The following is an 18,844-nucleotide window of genomic DNA, read 5'->3' on the forward strand; positions in this document are numbered from 1 at the left end:
GTGTCAGCTTGACGCTGAAACCGCAACGACAATCGGGGAAGGCTTGAGCGCGCCCTTAGCTCAGTTGGATAGAGCAACAGCCTTCTAAGCTGTGGGTCGGTGGTTCGAGTCCACCAGGGCGCGCCAAAAATCGGTCGGTTATGGTTAGTGTTGTCAACCTGTTGGGGCAAAAATTTTGTTGGTTCGGATATCCTCCGCGTCGGAAACAGGGCAGGCCAAGCCGCCCATCAGAAGGCTGGCGGCGAGCATACCAAGGCAGTGCATGTTCATGACAAATCACCATTTGTTCTGGGCGGCGGGACGCGCCGGTGAGACATCCTGTTGATCAGTGGCGGTAAACGGATCACCGAAATAGGGAAATATGTCGCGGGTCCGGCTTTTGTCCGGTGCGACGCCGTCTTCCAACGCGGCGTTCGATGCCAGCGTCAGGATCACATCCATCACGTCATCCGTCAGCGCGCGGCCGTTGAACCCGGCGAAATCGAACGCAGCCGGCGTATCCAGCTCATAAGGCAGCATGGTGGGAAACAGGCGGCCGACCATCTGCTTGGCGTATTCAGATGGATTGGCCGCGGAGCCCGACAACGTTGTGATCTTCTCCGCGACAAGGCCGACCTGCGCGATGAACGGCGACTGATCGTCGGCGGGAGTCGAGCGGTTGAACCTCTCCTTCATATCCGCCTCGGGCATGAAAAGGTTTGTCACCAGGGGCAGCCCCCACCGGGACACCTGCATTTCCGGCGCATGTCCATACATTGACGCGGTCGCCCAGGCGCGGACCATGCCACGACCGATCGAGCGGCTGGGGAGCTCCAGCACGATGGCGGTGACGTTGCGCCTGGCAAAGAAATTCTCGCGATTTCGGAAGGCTTCCGGATCGAATTTGTTGTCCTTGAACAGGGCGTTACGAAAGACGGTAAGGGCCGCGGCATCGCCGGCGAACAGGTCTGGCGCCAGGCCGGCGTAGAGTCTCAACCCCGATCCAGCCTGGACAATCTCGCCGGTATGACCCTTGGCTATAAGCTCGCCAGCGGCACCGCGCCGCGCATCCTGTCCGGTCGCCCGGCTCAGCGTTACCGTCTGGACGTGTTTGTGCTCGTCGCCATCGGCATGCCGAACCGAACCGAACTGGATCTTGAACGTTACCTCCTCGTGAAGATCATTATTAATATCGAAACGGAATGCATAGAGGCCTTCCGCATGGAACGTCTCGGGACTCGATAGGCCAGCATCAGGGTTCACGGTCATCGCCATCACGGTATGGCCGGCCGATCCTTGAAACAGATACATGTCGCAGAGATTGACCCGAGGATCCCTCAGAACAGTTGGCGTATCGAAGTGATGAGACATCGGCAGACCTCACGACACTGAAGGACGAGGCAGGAAATACGGGAATTGGTCTTGCAACGGCACCGGCCGAGGCGCCGCGGCCGTGCTGCGGCCGGTCAGCAGAGCTGCCGTCAGGGACCTGAGATCATCCGCCGGATGGCGACCATTCTGGCCGGCGTAGCTGAAGCCGGTCGGATGATCTGGCCGGAAATGAATCACATCCGGCAGCAGCATCAAGGCGAGCCGTCGCCCATACGCGTTAGCGTCGGAGCCTCTGACATCGGCCATCGCGCGAGCGATGCTTTCGGAAACTGGTCCGGCAAAACGCGACCGGTCATGGTCGGGCGACGATGCATGATAGGCAGTCGCCAGATCTGGATTGGCGGCAAGGTAGGCTGCGAAAAGAGGATTGCCCACACGCGATCGGGCGCCATCCGAGCCGCGGAGTTCGGCCCAGACACGTAGGGTCTGGTTTGGCTGCACAAACTCTGCGCGCGGTTCCAGCACGACTGCTGTATACCGCTGGCATGACGTTTCGGTCGGCCATACAACTTCGCCAACAAACAGCCTGGCTTCGTGACCGACTGACATTTGGCCGTCCCGAATCAGCCAGGACCGGAGACCAGTATGGATATGCGGGTCGGAGATCTTTCCGCTCGGACCCAGAAGAGCGAAAACCAGGTTATGACTTCCACACGGTCGAAAGACGAACAAATCGCCGTCACAACCTGTTGGCGGTATCGAGGGCCGTGTCCGCGCCGCCGGGAACGTGACGCAACCGGTAGCGCCAATCAGGAGTGAACGCCGTAAGATGCAGGATGCCATTGCTGGCGTTTCTCCCCGTGCGCTGAAGTCATGTCCTCCGCAATCCAAGACGATGTTGAGCGCGATCACCAATGCCGTCTCTGCATGGCTTTGATAGTTGACCCATGGCGCGCGCCGATCGACCCGATGGATCAGCCGTGGCTCGGTTTCGGCCGGAAGGGTGTCAATCCGGTATGCGAGAGCTTTCTCGGGCGACAATGACCTCGCGCCACCGCGCGCCACCCGTCCAAGGGTGCGTGCTTGTGATCGCGCCTGCCGGTTTGGTCGAAGCGGTCCGTTGCCGCTCCGATCGGACACTATCGGCTTCCCACTGCTCAGGCGCCTCGGGCAGGATTACAGGGGCACCGGTAATTTCGAGGCGGGCTCTAAACGGCGCCGACGCGCCCCGCAAGTCGACCCGTGCTCGCTTGAGAGCGCTCAGTGGCATCAGCGTGTGCGCCTGATGCGGCCGGCCAGGGGTAATTCTGGACCGCGCGCGTGAACGCCGCGACCGGTGCCGACCAACGACGGCCGGCGACGGTGACCAGGCTGACATTTCGCTCGACCGAAGGCGACACGACCGGACAACCGATGACACCCGGGAACGTGGCGGCGTATTCGGGCAGAAAACAAATACCCATCCCGGCGGCAACCATCGTCAGGATCCAGTCCTCGCGTTCACTGCTGTACGCCTTGACCAGATTGGCGCCATGCTTTTGGCACAACTCGTCAAGCACGTCGTAGAATTCGCAATTGATCCGCGAAAGGTAGACTTCGCCGTCAAGCTCCGGCACGCGCACGCTGCCCTTCAGGGCAAACCTGTGACCCGCCGAGCAGGCTATGACGAATCGCTCCGAGTAGAGCTTTGTCGCATGCAACGGCGTTGGAAAGTCACCCGGACGAGCCATCAGCGCCACATCAACAGCGCCGGTCTCCAGCAACTCGCAGAGCCGGTCCGGAACGGCCTCCAGTAGCGTGATCTCGACGCCAGGATTGTCCATCCTGAAGCGGTCCAGAAAGCGGACGAATTGTACTGGAGCGATCGTGCACATGACGCCGAGCGCGAGATTTGCCTCGTCGAGTTTGAGGAAGCGTTCCGCCGTTCGCTTGACCTCCCCGGTGCGCGTCATTACCTCGATAAGATGCGGCTCAATCAATCGACCGAGGTCGGTCATATGCGTGTTGCTTCGCTCACGGGAGAAAAGTAAGCCGCCGAGTTCATCTTCCATCTTTTGGATGGCGCGAGTCAGGGCGGGCTGGCTTACGCGGCACTCCTCGGCTGCTTTGGTGAAATTGAGCGTTCTGCCCAACGTGAGGAAATATCGGATCTCCTGCAATTCCATGGCGGTTCCTCCAAAACGTCATCATCTGGCAAAACGTCATCAACTGGCAAAACATCATCAACTGGTCGGGCGGCCGAGGCTGACGGCAACTATCGCAGTCTCTCATACCCCTTCGACGAATAAGGCTTTCGACTTCGATCCGACATGGCGGAACTTGGCGGCAGCCTGGTAGGCCGGGCTGTCGTACCAAGCCCGTGCCGCTTCCATGTCGGGAAACTCGAGGATCACCGCACCTTCTACGGCTTCCCCCTCCCGCTGGTCCAGCGTGCCGTAGAAGGCGAGCGGCTTCAACGGGTGGTTCTGCGCCGCCAGGGACGCCCTTGGTCCATACTCAGCCAGCGATGCGGCGTCGGTCGTCTTCTCGCGGATCATCACAAAATAGGCGGACATGGCAGATACTTCCTGTGTCAGAGCGGTAAAGCTTCGTTGTTCGGCCTTTCCCAGGTCGCCGCGGGGGCGATCCGGAAGCGGCTGCCGATCGGGCCCCTTGAACGCTGCTTGAGCAGGCCGCGGAGCCGTTGGTCCAAGTGGTTCAGACCTGCGCCAAACCACCGTCGACGGGAAGATCGATGCCGGTGACGTAGCTCGATTGATCCGATGCCAGGAAATAAGCGCCGGCAGCGAGTTCCTCCGGAAGGCCGAGGCGGCCGAGCGGCGTCATCGAGGCGAACACTTTTTTGGCGGCATCCGACGCTTCGTCGCTGTTGAACTGACCGCGGAGGATTGGGGTCTCCGTCGCACCCGGGCTCAGCGCATTGACCCGGATGCCCTTGTCCTTGAGTTCCTGTGCCCAAACCCGCACCAGGGCGCGCACACCGGCTTTCGCTGCGGTGTAGGTGCCGTGAGCCGAGATGCCCTTCACAGCGACGATGGAGGAAACGACGACGATCGAACCGCCACGGGTCATCAGCGGCAAGGCCTTCTGAACTGTGAAGACAGTGCCCTTCAGATTAATGTCCATCGTCTTGTCGTAATGGGTCTCGGACAGATCGAAGATTTGGGCATGCTCGATGAAGCCGGCATTCGCGACCACGATGTCGACGACACCTTTATCGGCCTTGACCGTCGCGTAGAGCCGGTCGAGGTCGGCCAGGCTGGTCACGTCGCCCTGAACCGTCGTGACGTTTTTCCCGATCTCGGCCTTGGCGTTCGCCAGTTCGGATTGACGGCGGCCGGTGATGTAGACGTAGGCACCTTCCTTGACGAAGCGCTTGGCGGTCGCCAGACCGATGCCGCTCGATCCACCGGTGATGACGGCGATCTTTCCTTCGAGATGAGACATCACTCGCTCCATGGTGCCGCATTGCAGGCGGCGTTTGGGTGGTGAGCAGTCCCGAAGAGCCCCCGGGTTGCCGCTCGTGACATGAGTATTGCTATTCCTCATTGGCGGTGTCAGACCGGTTGAGGTGATAACGGGTATTCCTCCGGGGAATGATGGATCGATTGCAGACCATGGCCGCGTTCGTGCGGGTGGTGGAAACCGGTTCCTTCTCAGGTGCGGCGCGGCAGCTCGGCGTGGGCCAGCCCGCCGTGTCCAAAACGATCGCGCAGCTCGAGGAGCGGCTTCAGGTGAGGCTGCTAATACGCTCGACCCACGCTCTCGCGCCGACCGACGCGGGACTGCGATTCTACGAGCGCGCCCGACACGCAATCCAGGAGGTCGATGAGGCGGAGCTGGAGGCGCGAGGCACGGGGGCTGGGCTGTCCGGCCGCCTGCGGGTCTCCACGGCGACGACCTTTGCTCGGCTGATGATCGTGCCTCGCATGCCAGAGTTCCTGGCGCGCCATCCCTCTCTCGACATCGACGTGATCCTCGATGACCGTGTCATCGACCTCGTTTCCGAAGGCATCGACATCGCTCTACGGCTGGGGGTCTTGGCCGACTCCTCGGCGTTGGCGCGCAAGATTGCCAGTAGTGGCCGATCGGTGGTCGCGACGCCGGCCTATCTGAGCCGAGCCGGAACGCCCAAGATGCCGGCCGACCTCACCCATCACCATGCGGTGGTTTACAGCCAGCTCGGTGATACCTGGGTGTTTCGGAAGGGTGATACGGAGGTGTCCGTTGCCGTGCGTGGCCGGCTGCGGGTCAGCGCGGCGGAGGCGACCCGCGCAGCGGTGCTCGCCGACATGGGGGTCGCGGTTGTGTCCGACTGGATGTTCGGCCCTGAACTCGCCAACGGTGCGGTAAGGCGCGTTCTGTCGGAATGGGCGCTGCCGCCGATCGATTTGTGGGCCGTTTTCCCAACCGGACGGTTGGCGAGCGCGAAGGCTCGCGCCTTCGCCGATTTTGTCGAGGACGGCCTGAACAGCAGAATGGTTTGACATCCGCTTTCAAACCCGCCGCTGCAACGAGCCCGATCGTCCGACCCCTGGTCTCGAACGCTGACCGCAAAGGATTCGGATACTTGCCTTCCGGCAAAAGGAACTAGCCGCCGCCGCCTTCCAGGGGCGAGCCGTAGCTGAACCGTCTCATTTCTGCCATGTGCTGTTTGGTCCCTTGCGGCATTACCATTCTGTCAGAGCCAAATTCGATACTGTCAAGCGGTACGGCCACCAATTCATCTTTTTTTCCCAGATACTTTCCCACAGAGAGTATTGCCCGAGGTTGGCCAACCTTCGGATCGACCAGAACGTCGTCGATCGTGCCGATTTCCTCTCCTGCAGCATTGTATATACGTGCGTGCAGCAATTTACTAATACGTAACGTGTGGTCTGCCATGACAGCAGCTTTTGCAGGTGACATCGGCTTGGATTGAGCAAAGCTCTGGGCACCTGTCCCCAGGGAAATAACTAAAAGTGCGGCACCAATGGTCAGTAATTTCATATTATGTTTCCCTCTGAGGATATTAACCGCCGGCTTGGCGATTGTGCAGGTCGTCCGGATTACCGGCGGCGTCGAGCAGAAGCCGGTTGGACCAGCCACCTGCCTCTTCACCGAAGCCAGCGCGCATCAGCGCTTCGAGCGTTGAGATTGCGCCACCCAGGAATTGTTCCACGCCGATCATCTCACTGCCTGTGTTCTCCAGATGGTCGACATGCCGGATCCGCTTCAACTTCTGACCATTTACATAAGGCGACCATGGTCGCCGGAAAAGCTATTGGTTGGATAACGGTTCGGCATGGCGTGCGAGAGATCGTTGCGTATCAATAAGTGTCTCTGACGTTACTGGGAAATGACGGATCTGGGGCGATGGCAATCCACCCGCCTAAAGCCGGCGCCGGCATGCGCTCCCGGGCTCGACAATTGTGTGTCTAGACTATATTCAGCATGACTGTGCATACGGAAACTGGTCTAGCTCTTTGTTTTGTCGAGCGATTCACGCGCCTCGCGCGAACAGTGCGTCCTTCGGACGACGAACGTTTCGTGCAGCGCGATCGCGCTCTAGCCAATCCACGCTCGGCTACGCTTCCGGATAATACATGGAATCCGCGTGCGGCTTGCGGGCATCTGCTACCGAGGCTGCCGGCCGTTACGATGTATTGACATGCCGGGCCCGGAAATCATGCGTCAGCCCGACAATTTCGTCCGGCTTTTTATCGAACACAAAATGCCCGGCGTCGAGCAGAAGCACCTCGGCCGCAGGGACGTCGCGTAGATACGCCGCTGCCTCCGCGGCCAGGAACGAGGGGTCGTAACGACCCCGCAACACCAGCAAAGGCGACTGGGTCTGGCGCAGCCAGGCTTGCCAGGCTGGGTAGTTGGCGACGTGGGTGCGATAGTCGTAGGTCGGCCTGAATATCGGCCTGCCCAGGGCGGCTCAAGGGTTTGACGGATTGCTATCAGCAACGGACCGGCCCCGGTCGGCTCTCAGTGGGAGGGCTTGGCGAGACCAACCTTGATCAGGCGGTTCGGATCGATCGTAGTGTCGCCACTCCCGGGGGAGAAGGTCGGGAAGCCGCTGAGCTGGTCCGGCGTATAGGCGACCACCTCCATGTCCTGCCCCAGCAGCACCATCGCATCGATCGGAACGGCGATCGGCCGGCTCCCGAACCCGAAGAAACCGCCATACTGGATCACGGCAAAGATCATCCCCTTGCCATCCTGCATCACCGCGTCGACCCGGCCGAGGCGGGTCTGGCTCTCGACCGGTTGCAGCACGGTGCGATGCAACAGATCGCCCACCCGGACCGGCTGCGGAAACCGCATCGCGGCAGAGGCCGCCAGGGACATGCCGGGCGGCGGCGGCATGCCTCCTGGGACCCTGCTCTGTGCGTTGGCGGCAAGGCCTGGAACTGCCAGGCCGACAGCCAGGCAAAGCGCCGCCCTCATGCAGGCCCGCGGAAGGGTCAGTGATCTGTCCACGCCGGCTCCTCGTTCGGGCATCTAGATGCCCGCGAACCACGGGAAGCCCAGCTTTTCCCAATAGCCGCCAGGATAGGTGTTCGTCACCTCGATGGCGGTGATCCATTTCGGGTTCTTGTAGCCGAGTTTGATCGATGTCCGCAGCCGCAACGGGTAGCCAAAAGGATCGGCCAGCGTTGCGCCGGCGTAACCGGTTGCAAGCAATGTCTGTGGATGCAGTGCAGACGCCATGTCGATGCTGCTCGGATAGTTGTCGGCCGTCCGGAAGGCGACATACTTGGCGTGCAGGTCCGCACCGACATGTTCCAGGAAGCTGCGCAGCGTAGGGCCGGACCACTGGCCGATGTAGCTCCAGCCCTCCACGCAGATATGCTTGATGATCTCGCTTTGCTGCGGCAATGCAGCCAGGTCGCTCACCGTCCAAGGCCGCTTTTCGGCGACAAGGCCTCCGACCTCGAGCCTCCATAAGGCGCCATTCACCGGCTTGACGTCAACCACGTCATAATAGGCATTGAACTTCGGCGGCTTCAGCACCATCGATGCCGGGTAGGTGGGCGCAAGCTTGTTCGGATTGAAAAGCCAGGCCTGCACCCCGTCGTTCAGCCGGGAAATGGCGAGCAGCGCAGCCTCGACGGATTCGGGCCGCTTTACGTCACAGCCCGTCAGCATCGTGAGCATGCCCAGTGATAATCCACCACGGAGCAGCCCGCGCCGTTCAAGCGAGCGGATGAGCGGCCGGTGAGTATCGAGACTGTCGGCCAGGCTCGTGCCGTCGGCCGGGCGAAAGGGAGAACTCATGTGTGGCGCACCTAAGTATGACGACCGGGTTGTCCGGGTGATCTTGCGATCCTGGGGCCGCCCGTCACCATCGCTACCAATGTCTGCGGGATGAGCAAAGCCAGGGCGACGTGGACGATCAGGAAGCCGAAGATGATCGTCATGCCGGCGAAGTGGATCACACGCGCCGTCTGAAAGCCGCCCAACACAGCGACCAGGCCGGAGAACTGAATAGGCTTCCAGATTGCGATTCCCGTAATTACTTGTGCGATCCCCGCGAGGATTACGATGATATAGAGCAGCTTCTGGACCGCGTTGTAGACAGTCAGGTCCTCGTGCGCGAGTTTGAAGTGGAGCGTGTCTCGGATGGTTGCCCACACTTCAGCAATGCGGATCGGCAGCATCCGTTCGCGCAGGCGGCCGGTGATTATGCCGTAGACAAGATAGGTCAGGCCGTTGAGCACGAGCAGCCACATGCCGGCAAAATGCCAGTTCAGGCTCCAAGCCGCCCAGTCCCCAAGCCGCAAGAAGTCCGGGAAGTGCAGGCCTCTGATAATGACGTCGTCATTGTAGATTCCCCAGCCGGACGTGATCATCACGATCATAGCCACCGCATTGATCCAGTGCATGATCCGCACAGCCAGCGGGTGCAGGCGGCGGCCGCTGCCGGCGGTATGGGTCGCGACGATCATGCGATCCGCCAATCCGTGGCGCGATCCGTCATCGTGTTGCCATGGCTGGTGAACGGGCCGTTCGATTCGTAAGGAACACGACCGGGGCTTGCAGCGGTCTGGCCGGGTCCGGGTATCGGCTTACCGAGGACTGCCGTGGTCGGGGGAAGTAAGCTCAACATTCGCCTCTCTTCATGGCTGGGCGTCCGGCGGTGAACAACCTTCGCAACGGGGTTGGGACCGGCGCCAACCTGAGCGGAGCCTGCCGCACTAAGGAAATAAAGGGAAGCAAACCGACCAATGACGCCAATGCTTTCGACGCATGATTGCGATAACCTCGGCATCGATGCCCCCGAGAGATGGACCGCGCGACTGGCGGGCGGTTTGTCTCGTGGCAAGCGCCGTCAACAAATAACTGACTAAAGCGGCCGCCAATCTGTCCGGTCGGCCTGGATAGGTTGACTCGGCAAACAGCAGTGATGCCGCGGTCCGCGTCCCATGCTTCCCGGCCTGGAATCATTCGCGGCGCGGTCTTGGCCACAACTGATCTCAAGCTTCCATTCGCACGAAGCGTCGCTCTCAGCACCCCTTGAGACGAGTTCGCGCGTCTGTGGTTAGGGATGAACCTTAAATCATAGAGACGATGCGCAATAGGCATTGGCCCGTGCATGAAAATTCGCCGTCTCTGGGGACTGAGATTATTGGAATGCGGTGCAATGCGCAGTGGCATCAGTCGGCGCGACGTCCTGGTCACGAATGGCGGCGTTCCGGTAGCCGGCCCTGTGCGTGAACCATCCGCGGTTGCGAACGTACCGTGCCGACCGGACGTATTCGTTTTCAGGACCGCGGACAAGCATAACCTGGTCACTGTAATTCCTGATGGAAATGCAGGCCGCGTGGCTCAACCCGATTATGGGGTTTCCAGGTTCCTATCCACGCCGGCAAAAGGAACTTGGCGGTGACCGGGCCACCTCCAAGGAGACTCGGCCTGATGTGGGATCGCCGCGAAGGCCGGTTTCGGTTGCGGGGGCGTTCCCCGCTTTTCTCGACCGCTAGACACGGGTCTGGGCGGGGTGGGGAAGCAGGCCTTGCTCCAGCCCTGACAATCGCCAGACAAAAACTGCCAAGAATTAATTTTGAATAGCTAAGGATTTTTACATGCAACTAGCAGTTGCCCATCGTGCCACGTGAACCTTGCCACGGATACCGATTATGTAATCTCGCGTGCTCACATCGGACTGTCGAGACATGGGAGCCAATAGCCCGTTTCAGGGTGGGAGGCCCGACCGATGATCCGATCCACCTTAATCTCCGCCCACCGATGACTGACCCCATCGATGACTGACCCCACCGATGACTGACCCCACCGGGGCTGTCGCGCATCTGATTCAGACGGCGCTGACGCCGGTGTTCCTGCTGTCCGGCATTGGCATTCTGCTCGGGCTGTTCAACACGCGCCTGGCCCGCGTTTCGGACGATATGTCACACGCGGCCGACCTGCTGAGCGGCGATGTCAGCCCGGCGGATAACGTCAACCTGCGCCGCCATCTGGTTCGTCTTGAACATCGCAGGTGGTTATTGGACGCCTCGATCGTGATCGGCGCCGTCGGCGGTGCTTCGGCGTGCGCCGCCGCCTTCGTCCTGTTTCTCGGAAGCGTGGGTAAGTCGGCGGTCGACGGCTGGTTGATCGGGCTGTTTGCTGTCGCCTTGGGTTGCACGGTCATTGCGCTGGTCGTGTTCCTGGGCGACAGCCTGCTGGCGTGGCGTGGGCTGCGCCAGGAAGGCCTCCTCCCGCGATCAATTACGAAGGTCACGAAATGAGCGTACGCGTGACATGTCCCGCCAGGGCAAGACGGGTCGAGATTGACCCATTTTTGGTCGGTCGATTCAGCTGACTGGTCGGCCACCAAATGCCAGGATCGGACCACCAGTACAGTGTTTCCAAGGAACGACTCCTATCACGCCGGCACCGTGATCTTGTGGTGTGGACAACGGGCTCGCGGTTGAGGTTTTCGAGTTACGCAATGATCCGTTGCTTCAATTCGGCTAACGCCGTTTTCATCGCGGCTCCGAGGTTGACGGATCGGTCTGATACCTTGCCGGCATTGGACCTGCGATCGCGTTCCCCATACTTCTCCTCGGGTTCGAAGAGCACGGCGCCGCCACCCACCACTGCTTCTCGGAAGACGTATTTCCCCGACGAACGCGACACACGAGGCAAGCCGATGCATGACAACCCGATTCACACGTTCCTACTGTTTCTCACGGGGCAGATCCCAGACCAGGTGGCACTTGGAGATTTGCGTTGGCTAACAGTCGCGCTGTATTGGTTCTTGCTAATCGGTGGCATCGCCATTGCGGTCGTCAATTGGCGTCGCGATCCCGCGCAACGAACCGGCTATCATCTCTGTGTATTCTCGTTACGCATGGTGGCCGCCGGAATGTGGTGGCTCGGGACGTTGTGGAAACTGCCGCTGCCCGTCTCGGCCGGTTTCAAGTTCTGGCTTGCACAGACGGTCAAGTACAGCGCGCTCTCAGTTCACTCCGACATCATGCAGATCTTCCTTAATCACATCGCAGTGGTTCAGCCGCTGGTTTACCTCTCCGAGGTGTTCTTCACCGCCTCGCTCATGCTTGGATTCCTGGTCAGGCTGTCCGGCGTCCTAGCGGCTCTGTTCACGCTCAATCTTTTGATCGGCCTCTATAATGATCCGACCGAGTGGCCCTGGACCTATGTCGGCATCATCGGAATGAGCACGATGTTTGCGCTCACGGGAGCCGGACGAAGCCTAGGCCTCGACAGCCTGTTGCGCCTGGAGCGACCGCTGTTCCTTACTTCGGAAACGTCCTTGGCGAGGGTCTACGACGCCTTGTCGTAGCACCCAGCGTAGCGTTGCATATGCGGCCGATAGGCGGCACCAGGCGCCCTCGCCCAGGATGTCGCGAGACAATTGCGCTCTTCAGGTCGGAGAAACATCGCCAGGATGCTTTATCAGCATTTCAAGGTGCATGATGCATCTCGCACCTTGGCGTAAGCGTTGCGGCGCCCCCACCTAGCGCCGGTTGCCGCAAATATGCTGCGTCGGGTCTATGGAAATCGACGCACCGCCAACCGAGCCCCCAGCCGAATCAAAAGGTTCTCGTACGAGCGCTCGTACGAGTTCCCGCGGTTCCAGGGTTGAGCTGATCACCCGCGGCGAGCCGCGCCGTCGGTGGTCCACCGAGCAAAAACAGGCGATTGCGGCGAAGAGCTTTGAGCCAGGCGTGTCGTCCATGGATGTCGCCCGCGAGTATGGCATCAGCAGCGGCCTGATTTCGACATGGCGCAAGGCGTTGCTGGCTGCGCAGCCCAACTCTGCCGGTGCCGGTGCCCAGTTCGCCCGCGTCCAAATCGCCCCGCCACAGCGAATTGCGGCGTCAACGGATCCAGCCATGCGACCCGAACCTCCGCTGCGACCGGTCAGCCTGATCGAGATTGTGCTACCCGATGGCACGGCGGTGCGCGTGGATACGCAGATCGATCCGCGCGCTTTACGCCGCGTGCTGGCGGCGCTGCGTGGATGATCACGCTGCCATCGGGGGTGCGGGTCTGGCTGGCGTGTGGCCACACCGATATGCGCAAGGGCATGGATGGCCTGGCGATGCTGGCCCAGCAGGTGCTGGAGGAGGATCCGTTTAGCGGCGCGTTATTTGCCTTTCGTGGCAAACGGGGTGGCCTGATCAAGATCCTTTGGTTCGATGGGCAAGGGATGTGCCTGTTCAGCAAGCGATTGGAGAAGGGCCACTTTCTCTGGCCAACTACCAATACGGGCCGAGTGTCGCTGACTGCGGCTCAGGTGTCGATGTTACTGGAAGGCATCGACTGGCGGATGCCGCCGCGCGTCCGGCGACCGGAACTGGCAGGTTGATGGCGCTGCTCACGCAGGATTCAATTGGTGCGGCACGAGGCACAGCTTCACCGTTCGCCGGTGTCCATCGTCCCCACGCCACTCCCCGAGGATCCCACGACGTTGCAGCACCTGCTGCGCGAAGCTCAGGCAGAGATCACGCGGTTGCAGATGTTGATCGCCGGTTTGCTGCGTCATCGCTTCGGCCGCCGATCCGAACAGCTCAGCGACGAGGCGCTGGATCAAGGGATCGAAGACCTCGAGCAGTCCCTCGCCGAGCAGACGGCCAAGATCGAAGCGGTCCAACCCGCACCGCGTGCCGCGCCGCCAAAGCGTAACCGCGGTTCGTTGCCTGCTGATCTGCCTCGGGTCGAGGTCGTGATCGATGTCGCCGACAAGACCTGTCCCTGTTGCGGTGCGCCACTGCATCTCATCGCCGAGGACCGGTCCGAGATGCTGGATCACGTGCCTGCCCAGTTCCGCGTCCAGGTCATCCGCCGTCCGCGCTATGGTTGCCGGGTCTGCGAGCAGGCCGTGGTGCAAGCGCCCGCGCCGGAGCGGCCAATCGACGGCGGCATGGCCACCGAGGCGCTGTTGGCGCATGTGCTGGTCAGCAAATATGCCGACCACCTGCCGCTGTATCGCCAGGCGCAGATCTTCGCCCGCGCGGGCGTCACCCTGGATCGTTCTACATTATGCAATTGGGTGGGCCGTGCCTGCTGGTGGCTGGAGCCGCTGCATGCGCTGATCCTGAACACGGTGCTGTCATCGCCGAAGGTCGTTGCCGACGATACCACCTTGCCGGTGCTGGACCCGGGCCGGGGACGCACCAAAACCGGGCGGCTGTGGTGCTATGCGACGGACAATCGCCCATGGTCCGGACCCGGGTATCCTGCCGCGGCCTATGCCTACAGCGAGGATCGCAAGGGCGAACATCCGGCAACCCACCTGAAGGGCTTCCAAGGTTTGCTCCAGGTGGACGGCTATGCCGGGTTCAATCAGGTGCAGGCCGTGACCAATCAGCGGCCCCACCTGGCCTTTTGTTGGGCTCACGCGCGGCGGAAATTCTACGACGTCCACGTCGCCACAAAGTCGCCGATCGCGCACGAGGCGTTGCAACGGATCGGCGCGCTTTATGCGATCGAGAGCGACATCAGCGGTCGATCCGCAGAGGACCGCCAGCGTGAACGTCAGCAGCGCAGCCGCCCATTGGTCGAGGCCTTGCAGGTTTGGTTGCGCGAGCAACTCGGTCGGCTGTCCGGCCGCTCAAAGCTGGCGCAGGCGATCCGCTACACCTTCAACCATTGGGAGGGATTGCTCCGGTTCCTCGACGATGGGCGTCTCGAACTGGACACCAACATTGTCGAGCGTGCCATGCGCCCCATCGCCCTCGGGCGCAAAAACGCATTGTTCGCCGGAGCCGACAGCGGCGGACGTCACTGGTCGATCGTCGCCACGCTGATCCAGACGGCTAAACTCAATGATGTCGAACCTCTTGCCTGGTTGACCAACGTCCTCATGCGTATGTTGTCCGGACAAACCAAGCGAAATGAATTGGACCAGTTGCTGCCTTGGAACTGGAAAATGTTGAACCAGACCCGGGCGATCAGCTCGGCGTAGGCATCACAAGGCACGTGGCCTTGCCGTAACGCTTACACCTTGGCCGTCGGCTGTGTACGTTCAATGAGAGACAGCGGGCAGACGTTGGTTCCGCCAGTTCTCGCGCCAGCGGACCCTGTTCAGATCGAAACCCGCTGGGTACAGGCGCCGCGGCCAGGAACAGGATGGATGCGGCGTATTGGGTGCGGCTCGACGGCCGTTTCGGAACGGTCCGAGCGGACCGCGCCGAGCTACCGCCGATTTCGCTGTCGCGCCTGCTGCGGCAAACAGTTGAACGAGCGGGCTACCTACTTGAACGAACCGGCACGTCCGAACTCGCCATCAGTTACGACAATCCGTCATCCTGTGTTCTTAGGAGGATCAGACCTAAGGCAAGATTGCACGTCATCACTGGTGGCAGCAGCGGCATTGTGCTGGCGATGGCGAAACGGTTCGTTGATGAGGGCGCCTATGTCTACATCACCGTGACGTGGTCCCAGCTCTGCGGCCGCATGATCATCTCCATATACGCGATACTCTTTTCACGGGCTCGCGGCGGCGGTTGGCCCAATCCAGGCCGAACGCCGAGCCCCAGTCATGGACGACGAGGGTGACCCGCTCGCGCACATCCAGAGCCTCGAGCGAGGCGTCGAGGTAGCGTCGCTGCTCGACGAAGCGATACGAGCCGGGGCGGCTTTCAGGCAGCTTGTCGGAGTCGCTGGCAATTGGTTGTCTTCACGCGTGATGTAACTCTTTCGACCTGCCGCCGCGGAGCATCGCGCGCTATCGCGTGGACCCGTCAGCGAGGTGCTCGGCGACGCCGCCCGGCTGGCCGGCCAAGGTGTGCGCCGTGTTGACCAGCGCGAAGTGGCTGAACGCCTGAGGAAAATTCCCCAGCTGCCGACCGGCGGCCGGGTCGTATTCCTCGGCAAACAGGCCAAGGTCGTTGCCATAAGTGAGCAGTCGCTCGAACAGCGCTCGCGCGTCGTCGACGCGGCCGGAAAGGGTCCAGGCGTCACAGAGCCAGAAGCTGCAGGCCAGGAAGGCACCTTCGTGACCGGGCAGCCCATCGGCATCGCCGCTGTCTGTCCGGTAGCGATAAACGACGCCGTTCTCCAGCAGCTCTCGCTCGATCCGTGCGATCGTGCCCAGCACGCGCGGATCGTCCGCCGGCAGGAAACCCAGCATCGGGATTTGCAGCAGCGCCGCGTCAACCCTGTCGGCTCCGTAATACTGAACGAAGCTGTTGGTGGCGTCGTCGTATCCATGTTGGCAAATGTCGGCATGGATTTCGTCACGGGCGCGGCGCCAGTCCTCAATCGGCCCGTCGAGGCCGAATTCGGTAGCACTTGCCACCATCCGATCGAAGGCGAGCCAGCACATCACCTTGGAATAGACGAAATGGCGGGGCGCCCCACGCACTTCCCATAGGCCCGAATCCGGCTCACGCCACAGCATCAGCAGATTCTTCGCGATGGCGCGCTGGAGCGGCCATACCTTGTCCATGTCGGGCAAGCCGGCGCGCCGCCCGGCATCGAACGCGCCGAGCACCGCGCCGTAGACATCGAGCTGGCGCTGGCCGTGGGCAGCGTTGCCGACGCGCACAGGCCGGCTCTGTTCATATCCCGGCAAGTGATCGAGTTCGACCTCGGTCAGCCGCCGCTCGCCATGCAGCCCGTACATGATCTGCAGCTCGTCGGGGGCCCCGGCGGCGGCCCGCATCAACCACCAGCGCCAGGCGCTGGCCTCGTCATGGAACCCCGAACCGCTGAAGGCGTAGATCGTCAGCACCGCGTCGCGCAGCCAGCAAAAGCGATAATCCCAGTTGCGCACACCGCCGGGCATCTCGGGCAACGAGGTGGTGGGCGCCGCCACGATGCCCCCTGTCGGGCGGTAGGTAAGCGCTTTGAGCGTGATCAACGAGCGCCGCACGACCTCGGCATGGGGGCCCATATAGGTGCAGCTTCGAGCCCACGACTCCCATTCCGAGATCGTACGCTGCAGCAGCGCATAGGGGTCGCGCGGCAGCGGTGGGCTTTGGTGCGAAGGAAACCATTCCAGCATCGTGGCGACACTCTGCCCAGCCGCGATGTCGAAGCGTGCCCGGGTGGAAAAATCGACGTTGTCGAGATCGATGCTGCTGCTGAGTCGCACCGCGTCCGGCCCCGCGGTGGCGACGATCATCCCCTCTTCCCGTATGACCCAAGGCGCCCAGGCGCCGTAGTTGAAGCGCAGGCGCAGGTCCATGGCGATCTCGACCTGACCAGCGATGCCACGAACGATGCGGACCAGCTCGTGCGTGCCGCCGACGGCGGGACGCGGCATGAAATCGAGCACCAGAGCCTTGCCGTTGTCGGTCTCTATCGTGGTCTCAAGCACCATCGTCTCGGGCAGATAGCGCCGCGAAAAGCGTGCTTTCGGATCCGGCGTGCCAAGCTGCCAGGCGCCATGGCTGCGATCGCCGAGCAATGCCGCGAAGATCGCTTCTGAATCGAAGCGTGGCACGCACAGCCATTCGATGGTGCCGTCGCGATGGATGAGAGCCGCGCCCTCGGTCGATCCGATCAGCGCGTAATCCTCGATCGGGCGGACCGATCCCGTCGGCGCGGCCATCAAGTCTGCCTCTCGGCGGCAAGGGAATGCCAAATGCGATGGTCCCGTGCCAGCAGCGTATCGGCGGCGTCGGGACCGAGGCTGCCTGGCTGGTACGGATCGGGCTTGCCGCCGTTCGCCCAAAGATCGAGAAAAGGCTGCACTGCCGCCCAGCCCGCCTCGATCCCGTCAGCTCGCTGAAACAGCGTCCGGTCGCCGATGAACAGGTCGTAGAGCAGCGACTCGTAACCGACCTGACGGGCGATGTCGAAGCGATCGGCGTAATGAAAGTCAAGGCTTACCGGCGCGGTGGCCACAAGCGGACCCGGCTGCTTAATCAGGATGTCCATGCGCAAACCCTCATCAGGCTGGATTTGAATCACCAGGCGGTTTGGTTGCAAGTGGCCCGCCGACGTGTTTTCGAACTGGGTGTGCGGAACCGGCTTGAAGGCGATGACGACCTCGCTATCCCGCACTGCCATCACCTTGCCGGTGCGAAGGTAGAACGGCACCCCCGACCAGCGCCAGGTGTCGATCATCAACTTCAAGGCGACGTAGGTCTCGGTGCTGCTGGTTTTGGCTACGTCAGCGACGGCGGTGTAGGCAGGCACATGCTGCCCGTTCATTTCGCCCGCGGTGTAGGCACCGCGCACGCCGTTCCGTTCGGCGTCCTGGCGCGAGTAGACCCGGATCGCCTTCAGGAGCTTGGCTTTCTCGTCGCGAATGGCCTCGGCGTCGAAACTGTTGGGCGGCTCCATCGCGACCATGGCGAGCAATTGGAACAGATGATTGGGGACCATGTCGCGCAGCGCACCGGTGGCGTCATAGAACTTGCCGCGGGTGCCGACATCGACCGTCTCGGCGACGGTGATCTGGACATGGTCAATGCAGTCGCTTGTCCATAGCCGCTCGATCATCGTGTTGGCGAAGCGCGCCGTCATGATGTTCTGCACCGTCTCTTTGCCCAGGAAATGGTCGATGCGATAGACCTGCGTCTCGGCGACACGCTTGATGATCCGCGCATTCAGCGCCTTGGCGGATTGGAGATCCTGGCCGAACGGCTTTTCGATCGCGACGCGGCGAAAGCTGTTTGGGGTTTCGTCCATCAGCCCGTGATCAGCGAGCTTTTCGACGATGACGCCGAAGTAACGCGGCTGGACTGCCAAATAAAACGCGGCGTTCCCTGTCGGCGCGCGCGCGATACGCTCGGCGATCGCCTGGTAGATGTCGTTCTGGTTGAAATCGCCCTGGATGTAGGAGATGCGTTGGCGAAGCCGCTGCCACGCCTCGCCCCTCTCGACCGCGCCCTCGCCGCCTGTTTCAGGGTGGAAGTCATCGAGCGCCTGCCGCAACGTCGCATCGTCGCCGGGATCGATGCCGACGCCGATTATGTGCAGGCTGTCACCCACCAGCCCCGACCGCGTCATGTTGATCATCGCCGGCATCAGCAGTCGACGAGTGAGGTCGCCCGTGGCGCCGAAGATGACAATGGTGACGGATGGCGCCGCCGGGATTGAACAGTCGGTAGAGGGCATGGGG

Annotated in this window: 19 protein-coding genes, 1 tRNA gene and 1 pseudogene; 8 read left to right on the forward strand and 13 right to left on the reverse strand. The window is 61.7% G+C overall.

Annotation, left to right across the window (positions count from 1 at the left end):
* Positions 1 to 49: 49 nt before the first annotated feature.
* Positions 50 to 126 (forward strand) — tRNA-Arg (locus tag ACQY4Y_RS14005).
* A gap of 150 nt (positions 127 to 276) precedes the next feature.
* Here ACQY4Y_RS14005 and ACQY4Y_RS14010 read toward each other — a convergent pair.
* The 5 genes from ACQY4Y_RS14010 to ACQY4Y_RS14030 form a co-directional block, all read right to left on the reverse strand.
* The gene (locus tag ACQY4Y_RS14010) at positions 277 to 1,350 is read right to left on the reverse strand and encodes a DUF4331 family protein (RefSeq protein WP_428491223.1); all 1,074 of its coding nucleotides are present in this window, start codon (positions 1,348 to 1,350) and stop codon (positions 277 to 279) included.
* A gap of 9 nt (positions 1,351 to 1,359) precedes the next feature.
* Positions 1,360 to 1,836 carry a hypothetical protein gene (locus ACQY4Y_RS14015; protein ID WP_428491224.1) on the reverse strand — a complete coding sequence of 159 codons (477 nt, stop codon included), beginning with the start codon at positions 1,834 to 1,836 and terminating at the stop codon, positions 1,360 to 1,362.
* A gap of 683 nt (positions 1,837 to 2,519) precedes the next feature.
* Positions 2,520 to 3,476, reverse strand: coding sequence for a LysR family transcriptional regulator (locus ACQY4Y_RS14020; RefSeq protein WP_428491225.1), 957 nt, complete (start codon positions 3,474 to 3,476; stop codon positions 2,520 to 2,522).
* A 102-nt stretch (positions 3,477 to 3,578) separates the two neighbouring features.
* On the reverse strand, positions 3,579 to 3,866 hold the full coding sequence (locus tag ACQY4Y_RS14025; RefSeq protein ID WP_428491226.1) for a DUF1330 domain-containing protein: 288 nt from the start codon (positions 3,864 to 3,866) through the stop codon (positions 3,579 to 3,581).
* Between the two features lie 142 nt (positions 3,867 to 4,008).
* The gene (locus tag ACQY4Y_RS14030) at positions 4,009 to 4,770 is read right to left on the reverse strand and encodes an SDR family NAD(P)-dependent oxidoreductase (RefSeq protein ID WP_428491227.1); all 762 of its coding nucleotides are present in this window, start codon (positions 4,768 to 4,770) and stop codon (positions 4,009 to 4,011) included.
* 140 nt (positions 4,771 to 4,910) lie between these two features.
* Between ACQY4Y_RS14030 and ACQY4Y_RS14035 the strand changes: the two genes are divergently transcribed.
* A complete protein-coding gene (locus tag ACQY4Y_RS14035) occupies positions 4,911 to 5,798 on the forward strand; it encodes a LysR family transcriptional regulator (RefSeq protein ID WP_428491228.1) in 888 nt (295 codons plus the stop codon).
* A 103-nt stretch (positions 5,799 to 5,901) separates the two neighbouring features.
* On the opposite strand, the gene ACQY4Y_RS14040 is transcribed toward ACQY4Y_RS14035, so the two are convergent.
* From ACQY4Y_RS14040 to ACQY4Y_RS14060, 5 genes are all read right to left on the reverse strand, one after another.
* Entirely contained in the window at positions 5,902 to 6,300 is a 399-nt protein-coding gene (locus tag ACQY4Y_RS14040; protein ID WP_428491229.1) for a PRC-barrel domain-containing protein, read from the reverse strand.
* Between the two features lie 22 nt (positions 6,301 to 6,322).
* Positions 6,323 to 6,529: a hypothetical protein gene (locus tag ACQY4Y_RS14045; protein ID WP_428491230.1), complete on the reverse strand. Its 207-nt coding sequence runs from the start codon at positions 6,527 to 6,529 to the stop codon at positions 6,323 to 6,325.
* 755 nt (positions 6,530 to 7,284) lie between these two features.
* The gene (locus ACQY4Y_RS14050) at positions 7,285 to 7,665 is read right to left on the reverse strand and encodes a PRC-barrel domain-containing protein (protein ID WP_428491231.1); all 381 of its coding nucleotides are present in this window, start codon (positions 7,663 to 7,665) and stop codon (positions 7,285 to 7,287) included.
* Positions 7,666 to 7,800: 135 nt separating this feature from the next.
* Complete coding sequence (locus ACQY4Y_RS14055; protein WP_428491232.1) at positions 7,801 to 8,577, reverse strand: molybdopterin-dependent oxidoreductase; 777 nt, start codon at positions 8,575 to 8,577, stop codon at positions 7,801 to 7,803.
* Between the two features lie 11 nt (positions 8,578 to 8,588).
* Positions 8,589 to 9,248, reverse strand: a complete 660-nt coding sequence (locus ACQY4Y_RS14060) for a cytochrome b/b6 domain-containing protein (RefSeq protein WP_428491233.1) — start codon at positions 9,246 to 9,248, stop codon at positions 8,589 to 8,591.
* Positions 9,249 to 10,580: 1,332 nt separating this feature from the next.
* Here ACQY4Y_RS14060 and ACQY4Y_RS14065 point away from each other — a divergent pair.
* The 6 genes and pseudogenes from ACQY4Y_RS14065 to ACQY4Y_RS14090 form a co-directional block, all read left to right on the forward strand.
* Positions 10,581 to 11,048: a DUF2721 domain-containing protein gene (locus tag ACQY4Y_RS14065; RefSeq protein ID WP_428491234.1), complete on the forward strand. Its 468-nt coding sequence runs from the start codon at positions 10,581 to 10,583 to the stop codon at positions 11,046 to 11,048.
* A gap of 404 nt (positions 11,049 to 11,452) precedes the next feature.
* Entirely contained in the window at positions 11,453 to 12,106 is a 654-nt protein-coding gene (locus ACQY4Y_RS14070; protein WP_428491235.1) for a hypothetical protein, read from the forward strand.
* Positions 12,107 to 12,317: 211 nt separating this feature from the next.
* Complete coding sequence (tnpA, locus tag ACQY4Y_RS14075) at positions 12,318 to 12,791, forward strand: IS66-like element accessory protein TnpA (RefSeq protein ID WP_428491236.1); 474 nt, start codon at positions 12,318 to 12,320, stop codon at positions 12,789 to 12,791.
* Positions 12,788 to 13,135, forward strand: coding sequence for an IS66 family insertion sequence element accessory protein TnpB (gene tnpB / locus ACQY4Y_RS14080; RefSeq protein ID WP_428491237.1), 348 nt, complete (start codon positions 12,788 to 12,790; stop codon positions 13,133 to 13,135). The genes tnpA and tnpB overlap by 4 nt, the downstream gene beginning before the upstream one ends.
* A 60-nt stretch (positions 13,136 to 13,195) precedes the next feature.
* Entirely contained in the window at positions 13,196 to 14,734 is a 1,539-nt protein-coding gene (gene tnpC / locus ACQY4Y_RS14085; RefSeq protein ID WP_428493642.1) for an IS66 family transposase, read from the forward strand.
* A 359-nt stretch (positions 14,735 to 15,093) separates the two neighbouring features.
* Positions 15,094 to 15,198 (forward strand): annotated as a pseudogene (locus ACQY4Y_RS14090) (dehydrogenase); the annotation flags it as partial.
* 31 nt (positions 15,199 to 15,229) lie between these two features.
* On the opposite strand, the gene ACQY4Y_RS14095 reads toward ACQY4Y_RS14090, so the two are convergent.
* From ACQY4Y_RS14095 to zwf, 3 genes are read right to left on the reverse strand one after another with little or no spacing between them, the layout of a single operon-like run.
* Positions 15,230 to 15,439: an alpha/beta fold hydrolase gene (locus ACQY4Y_RS14095; RefSeq protein ID WP_428493643.1), complete on the reverse strand. Its 210-nt coding sequence runs from the start codon at positions 15,437 to 15,439 to the stop codon at positions 15,230 to 15,232.
* A gap of 57 nt (positions 15,440 to 15,496) precedes the next feature.
* Complete coding sequence (locus ACQY4Y_RS14100; RefSeq protein ID WP_428491238.1) at positions 15,497 to 17,326, reverse strand: glycoside hydrolase family 15 protein; 1,830 nt, start codon at positions 17,324 to 17,326, stop codon at positions 15,497 to 15,499.
* Positions 17,326 to 18,840 (reverse strand): glucose-6-phosphate dehydrogenase, encoded by a 1,515-nt coding sequence (zwf, locus tag ACQY4Y_RS14105; RefSeq protein ID WP_428491239.1) that lies wholly within the window; start codon positions 18,838 to 18,840, stop codon positions 17,326 to 17,328. Before zwf ends, ACQY4Y_RS14100 begins: the two co-directional genes overlap by 1 nt.
* Between the last annotated feature and the right edge of the window lie 4 nt (positions 18,841 to 18,844).

The sequence above is a fragment of the Rhodopila sp. genome (genome assembly GCF_965277165.1).
In the GTDB taxonomy this organism is placed as follows: domain Bacteria; phylum Pseudomonadota; class Alphaproteobacteria; order Acetobacterales; family Acetobacteraceae; genus Rhodopila.